At 60.7% G+C, this 12,625-nt stretch carries 14 protein-coding genes; 7 read left to right on the top strand and 7 right to left on the bottom strand.

Annotation, left to right across the window (positions count from 1 at the left end; genetic code table 11):
- Positions 1-121: 121 nt before the first annotated feature.
- The 3 genes from LOY55_RS18105 to LOY55_RS18115 are packed head-to-tail and all read right to left on the bottom strand — an operon-like array spanning position 122 to position 1,839.
- Positions 122-391 (bottom strand): pentapeptide MXKDX repeat protein, encoded by a 270-nt coding sequence (locus LOY55_RS18105; RefSeq protein WP_077431995.1) that lies wholly within the window; start codon positions 389-391, stop codon positions 122-124.
- 45 nt (positions 392-436) lie between these two features.
- Positions 437-1,222 (bottom strand): molybdopterin-dependent oxidoreductase, encoded by a 786-nt coding sequence (locus LOY55_RS18110; RefSeq protein ID WP_258666090.1) that lies wholly within the window; start codon positions 1,220-1,222, stop codon positions 437-439.
- Positions 1,219-1,839: a cytochrome b/b6 domain-containing protein gene (locus LOY55_RS18115; RefSeq protein WP_223525138.1), complete on the bottom strand. Its 621-nt coding sequence runs from the start codon at positions 1,837-1,839 to the stop codon at positions 1,219-1,221. Before LOY55_RS18115 ends, LOY55_RS18110 begins: the two co-directional genes overlap by 4 nt.
- A 166-nt stretch (positions 1,840-2,005) precedes the next feature.
- Here LOY55_RS18115 and LOY55_RS18120 point away from each other — a divergent pair, with 166 nt between their 5' ends.
- The gene (locus LOY55_RS18120; protein WP_077431992.1) at positions 2,006-2,947 is read left to right on the top strand and encodes a class I SAM-dependent methyltransferase; all 942 of its coding nucleotides are present in this window, start codon (positions 2,006-2,008) and stop codon (positions 2,945-2,947) included.
- 10 nt (positions 2,948-2,957) lie between these two features.
- On the opposite strand, the gene LOY55_RS18125 is transcribed toward LOY55_RS18120, so the two are convergent.
- A complete protein-coding gene (locus LOY55_RS18125) occupies positions 2,958-3,731 on the bottom strand; it encodes a helix-turn-helix transcriptional regulator (protein ID WP_046031477.1) in 774 nt (257 codons plus the stop codon).
- A 111-nt stretch (positions 3,732-3,842) separates the two neighbouring features.
- On the opposite strand from LOY55_RS18125, the gene LOY55_RS18130 reads away from it, so the two are divergent.
- Both LOY55_RS18130 and LOY55_RS18135 read left to right on the top strand, forming a co-directional pair.
- Complete coding sequence (locus tag LOY55_RS18130; RefSeq protein ID WP_258666093.1) at positions 3,843-4,946, top strand: polyamine ABC transporter substrate-binding protein; 1,104 nt, start codon at positions 3,843-3,845, stop codon at positions 4,944-4,946.
- 198 nt (positions 4,947-5,144) lie between these two features.
- On the top strand, positions 5,145-6,266 hold the full coding sequence (locus LOY55_RS18135) for a P1 family peptidase (protein WP_109786186.1): 1,122 nt from the start codon (positions 5,145-5,147) through the stop codon (positions 6,264-6,266).
- A gap of 46 nt (positions 6,267-6,312) precedes the next feature.
- On the opposite strand, the gene LOY55_RS18140 is transcribed toward LOY55_RS18135, so the two are convergent.
- On the bottom strand, positions 6,313-6,768 hold the full coding sequence (locus LOY55_RS18140) for a cupin domain-containing protein (RefSeq protein ID WP_258666095.1): 456 nt from the start codon (positions 6,766-6,768) through the stop codon (positions 6,313-6,315).
- A gap of 240 nt (positions 6,769-7,008) precedes the next feature.
- On the opposite strand from LOY55_RS18140, the gene LOY55_RS18145 reads away from it, so the two are divergent.
- Positions 7,009-7,452 carry a hypothetical protein gene (locus LOY55_RS18145; RefSeq protein WP_223525134.1) on the top strand — a complete coding sequence of 148 codons (444 nt, stop codon included), beginning with the start codon at positions 7,009-7,011 and terminating at the stop codon, positions 7,450-7,452.
- 69 nt (positions 7,453-7,521) lie between these two features.
- Here LOY55_RS18145 and LOY55_RS18150 read toward each other — a convergent pair whose 3' ends face one another.
- Complete coding sequence (locus LOY55_RS18150) at positions 7,522-8,055, bottom strand: helix-turn-helix domain-containing protein (protein ID WP_258666098.1); 534 nt, start codon at positions 8,053-8,055, stop codon at positions 7,522-7,524.
- A 98-nt stretch (positions 8,056-8,153) separates the two neighbouring features.
- On the opposite strand from LOY55_RS18150, the gene LOY55_RS18155 reads away from it, so the two are divergent.
- A complete protein-coding gene (locus tag LOY55_RS18155) occupies positions 8,154-8,789 on the top strand; it encodes an isochorismatase family cysteine hydrolase (RefSeq protein ID WP_258666099.1) in 636 nt (211 codons plus the stop codon).
- The gene (locus LOY55_RS18160) at positions 8,786-10,351 is read left to right on the top strand and encodes an aldehyde dehydrogenase (NADP(+)) (protein WP_258666100.1); all 1,566 of its coding nucleotides are present in this window, start codon (positions 8,786-8,788) and stop codon (positions 10,349-10,351) included. The genes LOY55_RS18155 and LOY55_RS18160 overlap by 4 nt, the downstream gene beginning before the upstream one ends.
- Before the next feature lie 15 nt (positions 10,352-10,366).
- Here LOY55_RS18160 and LOY55_RS18165 read toward each other — a convergent pair whose 3' ends face one another.
- Complete coding sequence (locus tag LOY55_RS18165; protein WP_258666102.1) at positions 10,367-11,302, bottom strand: Ppx/GppA family phosphatase; 936 nt, start codon at positions 11,300-11,302, stop codon at positions 10,367-10,369.
- 198 nt (positions 11,303-11,500) lie between these two features.
- On the opposite strand from LOY55_RS18165, the gene ppk2 reads away from it, so the two are divergent.
- Positions 11,501-12,418 (top strand): polyphosphate kinase 2, encoded by a 918-nt coding sequence (gene ppk2 / locus LOY55_RS18170; RefSeq protein WP_258666103.1) that lies wholly within the window; start codon positions 11,501-11,503, stop codon positions 12,416-12,418.
- Positions 12,419-12,625 lie beyond the last annotated feature (207 nt).

Raw genomic sequence — 12,625 nt, forward strand, 5'->3', positions numbered from 1 at the left:
CAGGCGTCCTGCAAAATCAGAGCAGCGCCCTTCTCTGCCATCAACGCCCTTGTTTGTAGTGATGTCATGCCCTGCACGAACCTGTGGGAACAAGCGCCCACAGGGATCGAGAGGAACTGGATTACTGAGAAGTAGCGTCCTTCTTCATCGCATCTTTGCTCATGCTGTCCTTGGACATTGCATCCTTGGACATGCTGTCTTTCTTCATCGTGTCCTTGGCCATGGCGTCCTTTTTCATCGCTGAATCTTTTTTCATCGTGTCTTTGGACATGGCATCTTTGGACATCGAGTCCTTGCTCATGGTGTCGTTGCTCATGGTGTCAGCAGCGAATACAGAGGCGGCACCTACGGCCAGGCACATGGACAGTACGGCGGTGGCTAACTTTTTCATGATGAACTCCTTGAAGCACAGGTTGCGGGCGAGTGAAGTTGCCCGTCAGCTGCCACCGAACCAGTTGTAGCCCTGGTCTTCCCAGTAGCCACCGCTGTAGGTGTTGCTGACGAAAATGGCCTGAATGTGTTTGGGATTCTTGTAGCCCAGCTTGGTGGGCATGCGCAGTTTCATGGGGAAGCCGTATTGGCGCGGCAGCACCGCGCCGTCGTAGGTCAGCGTCAGCAAGGTTTGCGCATGCAGCGCGGTGGCCATGTCGATGCTGGTGTAGTAGTCATCCGCGCATTTGAAGCCGACGTATTTGGCATCGGTGTCGGCGCCAACGCGCTTGAGGAAATCACTGAACCGCACGCCACCCCAGCGGCCGATTGCGCTCCAGCCTTCGACGCAGATGTGCCGGGTGATCTGTTCGGTCTGCGCCATGGCGCGCAATTCTTCGAGCCGCCAACTGCGTTTGTCCGCGACCAGGCCGGTAACTTCCAGTCGGTAACTCTCCGCCTCCACCGTCGGCGCTTCGTCGATGCCGTAGAAGGCGTTGAACGGAAATGGCCGGGTGATCATCGATTCGGGATAGGTCGGTGCCATGGCGTTGGGGTTGAACAGCCAGCCCTGCACCCGGTCGTTGAAGCGGGACATGGCGGACAACGCGGTGTCGACGCTTTCGTTGTCGGTGATGTTGCAGCCGGACAACATCGCCACGCCGCCCAGCGTCAGGCCACGCAGCAGGAACGAGCGACGCGAGCGGTCGGCGATCTGCGGGGCGAGGATTTTCCGGGCATCTGTCAGGATCGACGACTCGTCCAGCCCGGTACTTTCGATGCGCTTTTTCATACCGACTCCTTGCGACCGACGATCATGGCCCACAACGTTTTGGGGACCAGCGCGACCATCACCAGATGCACCGCAACGAAGGCCACCAATAGCGCCATCGCGAAGAAATGCACCCGTCGCGCACCTTCGTAACCCGCCATCAACTCGCGCAGCAGCGGGAACTGGACGGACTTCCACAGCACCAGCCCGGAAATCACCAGCAGCATGATGTCGACCATCACGAACAGGTACGCCAGCCGTTGCACCTGGTTGTAATGACTCAGGTCGGCATGCCCCAACCGCCCTCGCAACGCGGCCCATACGTCATGCAGGACACCTTTGGGCGAAACCGGGAAGAAACGGCGTTTCAGACGACCGCTGAACAGGTTGATGGCCAGATAAATCAGGCCGTTGATGGCGAGAAACCACATCGCCGCGAAGTGCCATTGCAGGGCGCCCCCCAGCCAGCCGCCGAGCGTGATCGATTTGGGAAAGCTGAAATCGTAAATGGGCGATGCGTTGTAGATCCGCCAGCCGCTGGTGACCATGACCAGAACCGCCAGGGCGTTCAGCCAATGGGTCAGCCGCAGCCAGCGCGGATGGCTGCTGATACGGGGTGAAGCAGATAGCTGCGACATGTCCGGCTCCCGGCAGTTGATCGATGGGGCCGAGTATGTGAGCGGACAGATCGCCAAATCCTCACGTAAAGTTAAATTAAACGTGATAACTCTCGACGCGTTGCCACGCGCCTTACCCTGCAATTGTGGTTAAAATGCCGCCCCCTCAAATTGCCGACCCTGCCCGATGAACCCAGACGCGCTCGCCACCCTCCACGCCCATTTGCTGACGGCCCTGGCAACGCCCCCCGCAGAAACCCGCCGTTTGTTCCACGGCCGTGGCCGCCGCTGGCCGGGCCTGGAGCAGTTGACCGTCGACTGGCTTCAGGGCGTGGTGCTGGTCGCCCTGTTCAAAGAGCCGGAAGCGTCGCAGCTCGAAGACTTGAAACAACGCCTGATGCTGATCACGCAGTCGCCCGAGTGGCAGCAATCCGGCGCGCATACCTTGTTGCTGCAACATCGCTACCTGCTGCAAAGCACCACCGAGTGGCTGCTGGGGGACGTGATCGATGAAATGACCATCACCGAGGGTGGCTTGCGTTACCGTGTGGACCTGGGGCGCAAACAGAACACCGGCCTGTTTCTCGACATGCGCTACGGCCGCGACTGGGTGCGGGCCAATGCCGACGGCAAGCGTGTGTTGAACCTGTTTGCCTACACCTGCGGTTTTTCGGTCGCGGCCATCGAGGGCGGCGCCGAGCACGTGGTCAATCTGGACATGTCCAGCCCGGCCTTGAGCCGTGGGCGCGACAATCACCGGCTCAACGGGCACGATTTGAGCAAGGTCAGCTTTCTCGGCCACGACCTGTTCAAGTCCTGGGGCAAGGTGATTGGCAAAGGTCCGTATGACCTGGTGATCATCGACCCGCCGTCCTTTCAGAAAGGCAGTTTTTTGCTGACCAAGGATTACCAGCGCGTATTGCGCCGCTTGCCGGAGCTGCTCGGCCCGCAGGGCACGGTGCTGGCCTGCATGAACGACCCGGCGTTCGGCCCGGACTTCCTCATCGATGGCGTCATGCGGGAAGCGCCGAGCCTGCGTTTTGAACAGCGGCTGGACAATCCACCGGAATTTCCGGATGCCGATGAGGCCTGCGGATTGAAGGCGTTGGTGTTCAAGTTGGGCGAGTAAACCGCCGGTATCAACGCGGCTGCAGCACCAACGCAAACAACTCGCCGTGACCATTCACGTTGAGCTTGTGATACACGTTGCGCCGATGCACTTTCACGGTCTCCGGTGAAATGCCCATCTGCTGGGCGATGGCTTTGCTGGAGAAGCCCTGAAGAATCAGCCTGGCCGTTTCGATTTCCCGCACCGACAGGCGCGCGTCGAAGCGATCCAGCAACAGGGTGAGATCGCCGGCCACAGGCTCGGCGGTCGCGCCTTCCGGCGGCATCAGTTGCAGGTGACGGCGCATCGCCGACAGCACCCAGTCGCGCACGCACAACAGACGGCCCTGCTCCTGGAGGGTAAATCGCGTCGAACGCCCCAGCGACAAGCCCAGCACGGCGCCATCGAGGTTGATCATGAACTGCAACTCGTCGGCGCCCACGACCGAACGGAAATAGCTCAGGTAGTACTCGCTTTGCTGGAACTGGTCGGGAGCCACCGATTCCAGGCTGTGCAGGCCATCGGCAATGCCGGCGCAAGCGGCCTGGTAGAAGGGATCAAGCAGGTACATGCCGGCGCTGTAGTCCGCCAGTTCTTCATGCTCGGCGGCATCGCCTTTTGAGTCGAAATCAATCAGCAACCGCGGCACCCGCCCCGCGCCCATCACCGCGACCAACGCATTGTCCAGCGGCACCAGCAACCGCAAGGTGTCGACCAGCGCCCGCCAGAAACCGTCCTGACCCAACGCACCAAACACCCGCGCCAGCCCTTGGTGCACGGGCAACTCTTTCAACAACGCGTCCACGCACTACCCCTTTCGAGTAACCCATGATGGGAATGGGTGAGTCCCGCGCCTGCCGATACGCTGCAAGCACCTGTTCATCACCGGCCTGCAGCAGGCCAGGAGTGCCGCATCATGAGTCGTCACTGCTCGCATATCAATCTCGGACTGGGCGCCTGTTTGTGCGTCTCGCTGTCGGCGATGGCCACCGACGCACCCACGGTCCATGTCTACAACTGGTACGACTACATCGGTCCCAACACCCTGCATGACTTCAAGCGCGATACCGGAATCGAGCCGGTTTACGACACCTTCGACAGTGCCGAAGTGCTGGAAGGCAAACTGCTGACCAGCCGCAGCGGCTACGACGTGGTGGTGGCGAGTAATTTCAGTTTGCCGACGCTGATCAAGGCCGGCGCCCTGGCACCGTTGCCGCACGCGCAAATGCCTGATTTCAAGAACATGGACAGCGACCTGCTGGCAAAACTGGCCAACAACGATCCGGGCAATCAGTACGCCGTGCCGTATCTGTGGGGCACCAACGGGATTGGCTACAACATCGACAAGGTCCGCGCCGCGTTGGGCGACAAGGCGCCCGTGGACTCCTGGGACCTGGTGTTCAAGGAGGAGAACCTCGCCAAGCTCGGCCAATGCGGCGTGGCGATGCTCGATTCGCCATCCGAAATGCTGCCGGTCGCCCTGCACTATCTGGGCTTGCCACCTAACAGCACCAACGCCGAAGACTACAAGAAGGCCGAGGCGCTGCTGCTCAAGTTGCGCCCGCACATTGCGTACTTCAATTCGTCCAAGTTCATCAGCGACCTGGCCAACGGCAACATCTGCGTGGCGGTGGGCTGGTCCGGCGCGATGCTGGAAGCCAAGACCAATGCCGAGCAAGCCAACAACGGCGTGAAGATCGCCTACAGCCTGCCCAAGGAAGGTGCGCCGGTGTGGTTCGACACGCTCGTACTGCTCAAGGACGCCCCGCATCCGCAACAAGGCCTGGCCTTCATCGACTACCTGATGCGCCCGGATGTTATCGCCCCGGTCAGCGATCACCTGAACTACCCCAACGGTAATCGCAGCGCTACGCCGCTGGTGGCTGAGGCGACCCGCACCAATCCTGCCGTTTATCCGTCGGCTGAAGCGCTGGCCACGTTGTTCACCCTCCAGCCCCTGCCGCCCGCCACCGAGCGGGTGCGGACGCGGATCTGGAGCAAGGTCAAAAACGGTCAATAACCCCCAGTGACTCTGTAGCAGCTGGCGAAGCCTGCGTCCGGCTGCGCAGCAGTCGTAAATCCGGCTCATGCGGCTTACCTGAAACACCGTGCGCTCTGACTTTACGACTGCTGCGCAGCCGGACGCAGGCTTCGCCAGCTGCTACAGGGAATCGGTCATCCAATAATTTTGTTTAACACCATGAACATGAGAAAACCCATGAAACCACGTGCCCGCGACTTGAACATCCAGTTCGGCCAACTGCAACCCGGCCCTCTCAACGCCATCACCGACGTGCCCGGTGTGCGCGTCGGCCACAGTGATGTGCGTGGCCGCACCGACAGCGGTCGTGACATCCACACCGGCGTCACCCTGATCGAACCGCGCGCCGGTTCCACCAATCAACAACCGTGCTTTGCCGGTGTGCATGTGCTCAACGGCAACGGTGACGCCACCGGTCTTGAGTGGATTCGTGAAGCCGGCCTGCTGACCAGTCCGATCGCCTTCACCAACACCCACAGCCTGGGCGTGGTGCGCGACGCGCTGATTGCGCTGGACCGTGAGAACCCACCCGACGACGGCCGACTTTACTGGAACATGCCGGTGGTGCTGGAGACGTTCGACGGCCTGCTCAATGACATCAACGGCTTCCACGTCAAACCCGAACATGTGGCCCAGGCCCAACGCAATGCGGTGGGTGGCCCGGTGATCGAAGGCGCGGTGGGCGGTGGCAGCGGGATGATTTGTCACGAGTTCAAGGGCGGCATCGGCACGTCCTCGCGACGCTTGAGCCCTGCGCAGGGCGGCTGGACGGTCGGCGCGATTGTTCAGGCCAACCACGGCATTCGTAATGAACTGCGCGTCGACGGTTACCCGGTCGGACGCTATATGGAACAGGTCGACTCGCCCTTCCTCAAGGCCTCGCTGCCGTTTCCGGGCATGGGCTCCATCGTCGTCTGCCTGGCCACGGATGCGCCGTTGCTGCCGCACCAATGCACGCGCCTCGCGCAACGTGCCAGCCTCGGCCTCGCCCGCACCGGTGGCGGTAACGAAGACCACAGCGGTGACATCTTCATTGCCTTCGCCACCGGCAACCAGCACGTACCGCCCGCTGCCTATGAAGGCAAAGGCGCGCCGACGTGCGACAACCTGAGCATGGTCAACAACGATCACATCAGCGAGTTGTTTCTGGCCGCCACCGAAGCCGTGGAAGAAGCCATTATCAATGCCCTGTTGGCGTCCGATACGGTCGAAGGTAATGGCCACACTGTGCCGGGGCTTGATGCCGAGACGCTGCTAAAAGCACTGCGCCAGGCCGGTTGGCCTGGGATTCAGCGATAAAGCGCTAAACAGAAATGCCCGATGCCATGCATCGGGCAATCACTGATCAGTGCTCCAGCACCAGCAACGGCGTGCCTTTCTTCACGATGTAGGTCGCCAGCTCAGACGCTTTGCCGCTACCCACGTTCTTCGCCAGATGCACGGTGCCCGCCGGGATGTACAGCGAATCGCCCGCTTTCAGCGTGATCGGTGCCCGCCCCTCCAACTGATACTCAAAGGTGCCTTCGATAACATAGGCAACCTCAACCCCAGGGTGCGAATGCTTTGGCGACGTCACGCCCGTGTCGAAATCAACACGCACTTGAATCACCTCGCGGTCGGCGACGTCCAGGTCCTGGCGCACCTGGTCTGTGCGGTGAATGCCGGCCTGCCAGTTTTTAGCAGGTTGTGCTTCAGGGGTGGTCTCGCCCGCCTGGGAAAAGCTTGCGAAGGCTGCCAGTGAAACAGCGGCAAGGGTGAAACCGAGCCGGCCAGCGGTGTTACGGGAAGTGATACGGGACATCGTCATTCTCCAGTGATTGCCGCCGATGCGGTGACACCATTTGGAGGGACCGGTGTATCTCGCGTGTGTCGCACATCCCTTGGTTTTGTATGCAAAGGTGGCTGCCGGCACCGGGGATACGTTGCGATACAAGCCCCGTCCGCTCCGACCGACCATCCGAAGAAATGTCCTCTGTCACCACACAGCTAAAATTGACAGGGGGGATCACTTCAACGCGTCCTTACAAGCGGGAGTTTCACGATGAAAATCGTATCTTCGCTGGCGTTGGTGGTGGCGGTCGGGTGGCTCTCCGGGTGTTCGACGGTGCCAGACAGTCAGATCACTAACGTTCCCCTGCACGCTACGTCCGTCAACGGCGGGAATATCGCCCGGCCCATCATGATGCCCAAAGGCAATGCAACCGAGTTCTGGTTTGCCGTCAGCGGCGAAACCATGGGCAGCGCGTTACCCGGTCGCTTGATGGCTTATATCTATTCCGGAAGCTGCGCCCAACTGGGCTCTACGCCAGCGTATGACCTGAACGACGGGCCGAATGCACGGTTTTATTCATCGGCATCGATGCAGTACTTCTGGAAAAGCGCACCCGTGGCGGTCGAGACACTCCGCGCCGGCGGCTATGTGCTGGTGGTGCGCGAAAGCCCGGCCGATGGCCATCAAAACATTTTCTGCGGCAATCTGAGCTGAAGCCGTTGCCCTCCTTCGTTCCCGCGCGCTGCGTGGGAACGCTTTTCTCACGGTATCGTCGACGCTCGTCTACTGATCCTGAGCCGCCGCAACCGGGTCCCCCCCGCGCGCGCCCTTGAACGCATCACGCCGTGCCTTTCGTTCTGCGGCATAGGCCTCGCTGGGCGTACTGATCAGCTCTGCACGACGCAACGGCTCGCCGCAATGCGCACACAACGGCCCCAGCCCGGCAGGTTGACGACAGGTGGCGTGGGTGTAAACCACCGCCAACCCCTCCTCCTCTGACTTGCACCAGGTTTCCCCCCACGCTCGCAATGCCAGCACCACGGAATAGAACGCGTCCCCCTTGGGTGTGAGGTGGTACTCGTAACGCAACGGCCGCTCACTGTAGGGGCGGCGGGCGACCAGTCCGTCGGCCTCCAGACGCTTGAGGCGGGTGGCGATCATTTGCGGAGTCCCGGCGGTTTGCGCCTGGATCTCGTCGAATCGATGGCTGCCCATGAACAACTCGCGCAGCACCAGGACCGTCCAGCGGTCGCCGACGACAGATTCAGCCCGGGAAATCGGACACAAGGTTTCGGGAACAGCGGTGTTTACCGACATGCGGCCTTGCCTCTTTTACAGTTACTATGATTATCATATCAACATGATGCACGGGCAAGCCCGACGCACCGGTCACTCAACTCCTGGAGGAAACAGCCATGTCAAAAACACTCTATCCCCTCGACAGAACCGCCTACCTGTTGGTCGATCCTTACAACGATTTCCTTTCCGAAGGCGGAAAAGTCTATCCGCTTATCGAACCGATCGCCGAACAAGTCGGCCTGCTCGACAACTTGCGCGCACTCGACCGCACCGTCCGGGCCCTCGAGATTCCGGTGGTCATCGTACCGCACCACCGCTGGGAACAAGGCGACTACGAGGATTGGGACCACCCAAGCCCCACCCAATGCAAGATCATGCACATGCATCACTTCGCTCGCGGGGAATGGGGCGGCGACTGGCACCCCGATTTCGCGCCCAAGGCCGGTGACATCGTTGTTCAGGAACACTGGGGCTCCAGTGGTTTTGCCAACACCGACCTGGATTTTCGACTCAAACAAAAAGGCATCACTCACGTAATCATCGTTGGCCTGCTGGCCAATACCTGCATCGAGGCCACCGCCCGTTACGCGGTGGAACTGGGTTATCACGTCACCCTGGTGCGCGACGCGACGGCCGCCTTCAAGCCCGAAATGATGCACGCGGCGCATGAGCTGAACGGTCCGACGTTCGCCCACGCCATTGTCACCACGCCAGAGCTCATCGCCACCCTGACCCGAGGTGAACGCCCATGACACTGACAGGCAAACTGATGATCGGCGCCAGCGATGTGCCCGGTACCGAAGGGACGATGAGGGCGCTCAATCCCGCCAGCAATCAGTTGATTGAACCGGCGTTCGCCCTGGGTGGCGTAGCCGACGTCGACAAGGCCGCGACCCTCGCCAATGAAGCGTTCGATGAGTACAGCCACACCTCGCTCACCCGGCGCGCGGCGTTCCTCGACAGCATTGCCGACAATCTCGACTCGGTGCGCAAGACGCTGGCAGCAAGGGCAGCACTCGAAACCGGCCTGCCCGAGGCGCAACTTGAGGGTGAAGCAATAAAAGCTGCCACTCAGTTCCGCCAATTCGCCGAGGTCGTGCGCAGGGGGCGCTTCCTGCAACTGGCCATCGACCCGGCGCAGCCAGATCGCCAGCCCCGCCCGCGCATGGACCATCGACTGCAGAAGATCGCCCTCGGTCCGGTGGCGATTTTCGGCGCGAGCAATTTTCCGATCGCGTACTCGGTCGCCGGGGGCGACACCGCTTCGGCACTGGCGGCTGGCGCGACGGTCATCCTGAAGGCGCATAACGCTCACCCCGGAGCGTCGGAAATTCAGGCGCAGGCGATTCGCAACGCCGTGCAAGTACACGGGCTGCCCGAAGGCGTGTTTTCGATGGTGCGCGGTGGCGGTAATGCAATCGGTGAAGCGCTGGTCGATCATCCGTTGATCAAAGCGGTGACGTTCACCGGCTCGGAACGTGGCGGTATGGCGCTGTATCGCCGTGCGCAACTGCGCCCCGAACCGATTCCCGTGATCACCGAGATGACCAGCATCAACCCCACGTTCATCCTGCCCCACGCACAGGCCACTCAAGGGGCGCGGATCGGTGACAGCTTTATCGAACGCATGGTGGTGAACGTCGGGCAAGCCTGCCTCAAACCTGCGCTGTTGATCGCCATTGACGGGCCGGGCTTTGAGGCGATGCGCGCAGCGATGATCGAACGCGTCAACCAGACCTCGGCGCGACCGATGCTGACACCGGGCATTCACGCGGCCTATTTGAACGGTCTCGGCTTCATGGAGAACGCCGGCGCCCAGCGCATTGCCGAAGGCTCGGCAGCCAGTGCCGCGCTGGAGGGCGCCTCCGCGTTGCTGGAGGTCGACGGCGCACATTTCCTGAACGAGACGCTGCTCGCCGAAGAAGTATTCGGCCCTTCAGCGTTGCTGGTGAAAGTTCGGGATGAGGCTGAGATGCTCGCCGTTGCGCGCTCGCTACGGGGTCAGCTGTCGGCGGCCCTGCACCTAGAGGACGATGATTTGCCTTTGGCACAGCGCTTGTTGCCGGTATTGGAACGACGCACCGGGCGCATCGTCGTCAATGCTTTCGCGCATCCGCAGGAAGTGACCTTTGCCACCGTTCACGGCGGGCCGTTTCCGGCCACGTCGGACAGCCGCTTCACCTCGGTCGGCATGACGTCAATTGAACGCTTCTTGCGCCCGGTGGCTTACCAGGGCTTTCCTCAAGCGCTGCTGCCCGAGGTGCTGCGAGACCTGAACCCGTCGGGATTGCCTCGCCTCATTGACGGTGTCTAGAAAGGGGGACGGGGTTCAATGCCTGGACATCAAGCCATGCATCACCCCGAACCTCAGTCCACCTTCGGAGGGCGTCATGTGTGAGATACCAAAGACCTTGAACGCGGCCAACATCACCACCAGGCCACCGGGCAAGGAGCTCAAGCGATGGTTTTGCAAGCCGGCCAGTTTGAGCTGTTTGACGTGCCCCACTTCCAGCAGGCGCAATGACAGGCGCAGCAGGCCGCTGTAGGTGATGCCGCTTTCGCCATCGTCATTCATGCCGTTGGCCTTGAGCACTTTGGCGAGCATTCGCGCCGTTCCCGACGAGCCGATAGTCTGCTGCCAACCCAAGGCGCGGTAACGCCGCGCCACTTTTTCAAACTGCAGCGTGGCCACCCGCTCGGCTTCCAGCAACGCCGGGGCGGTGATGCAGCCACCCGAAAAGTAACGCGCGCCAAACGTGCCGCTGCCGATGGCAATGCTTTCGGTCAACAACGGTTGGCCGCCCTGCCCCAGAATCAGCTCGGTGGATCCGCCACCGATGTCCACAACCAGACGCAGACTGGCCGGGCTGGGGATCGAATGGGCGACGCCGGCGTACACCAGATTCGCCTCTTCATGCCCGGAGATGACATCAATCCTGAACCCCAGATGCCGCTCGGCGCTGGCCAGAAACAGTTGCGCATTGTCGGCTTCACGCACCGCGCTGGTCGCCACCGCCCGCACCCGGCCGGCTTCAAAACCGCGCAATTTTTTACCGAATCGCGAGAGCGCCTGCCATCCACGGTCCAGCGCCATCTCATCCAGCGCGCCGCCCTGAAAACCTTCCGATAAACGGACCGGTTCACGCAGGGTTTTCACTTCCTGGATCATCCATTTCTGGTTCCGTTTGACCGGCTGGCCAATCATCATGCGAAATGCATTGGAGCCCAGGTCAATGGCTGCAAATAGCGAGGTGTCTCCTTTCATGGTGCGGATTCCTGGCAGTTTCATTGGCCCGCGAACGCAGTCCATCGAAGCGTTCAAGACGGTTTGCGAGGATCCTGCCATGGGTTAGGTGACACCAAGATGACACCGGCCTTTTTTTCACCACGCCACAACCGTCACTGGCCCGTCACATCCGCAGGCCTAGCATGACCACTTCCACCTTCGTCGGGAGTTCTGGCCATGCTTTTAGACAACGACACCCTGATTCAACGTATCCATCGCGAGCTGCTCGATCACCGTGACGAAGAGCTGGAACTGGAATTGATGGAGGACGGCCATGACCTCAATGCACTGTTTGATGCGCACGAGGGTGACAGCAGTGCAAAAGAACAGAGACGACGCTATTTCAGCGAGCTGTTCCGCTTGCAGGGCGAACTGGTCAAGCTGCAAAGCTGGGTGGTGAAAACCGGGCACAAAGTGGTGATTTTGTTTGAAGGTCGCGACGCGGCGGGTAAAGGTGGGGTGATCAAGCGCATTACCCAGCGGCTCAATCCACGGGTCTGCCGGGTCGCCGCCCTGCCCGCGCCCAACGACCGCGAACGCACGCAATGGTATTTCCAGCGTTACGTCTCGCACCTGCCGGCTGCCGGGGAAATCGTGCTGTTCGACCGCAGCTGGTACAACCGCGCGGGCGTCGAGCAGGTCATGGGGTTTTGCAACGCCGACCAATATGAAGAGTTCTTCCGCACCGTGCCAGAGTTTGAACGGATGCTCGTGCGCTCCGGTATCCAGCTGATCAAATACTGGTTCTCAATCTCCGACCAGGAACAGCACCTGCGCTTCCTCAGCCGCATTCATGACCCGCTCAAGCAATGGAAACTCAGCCCGATGGACCTCGAATCCCGCCGGCGCTGGGAGGCCTATACCAAGGCCAAGGAAATCATGCTGGAACGCACCCACATCGCCGAAGCCCCATGGTGGGTGGTGCAGGCCAACGACAAGAAACAGGCCCGCCTCAACTGCATTCACCATTTGCTGGGGCAGATGCCCTATGAAGAGGTCGAATACCCGGTGATTGAATTGCCGGAGCGTGTACGGCAGGAGGACTATTCGCGCAGTCCGACGCCGCCGGAATTGATTGTGCCGCAGGTGTATTAGGGGGATGGCTTGAATTAAATGCATATTGGCACAATAAGTTAGCAAACACGGAAACAGGAGCCTTCAATCCTCGTTACCCTGATTTTCATTGGGTGCCGAGCGTAGTGCCCAATCGGGCTCCTGGATTCACGTGATGCTTGATCTTGAAGCTTCTCACCAGGTCTTTACCACCTATCACCAACGATAGAGCCATCTGAGCGGTAGGGA

Origin of the sequence: Pseudomonas sp. B21-040, assembly GCF_024748695.1 — a bacterium.
Classification (GTDB): Bacteria; Pseudomonadota; Gammaproteobacteria; order Pseudomonadales; family Pseudomonadaceae; genus Aquipseudomonas.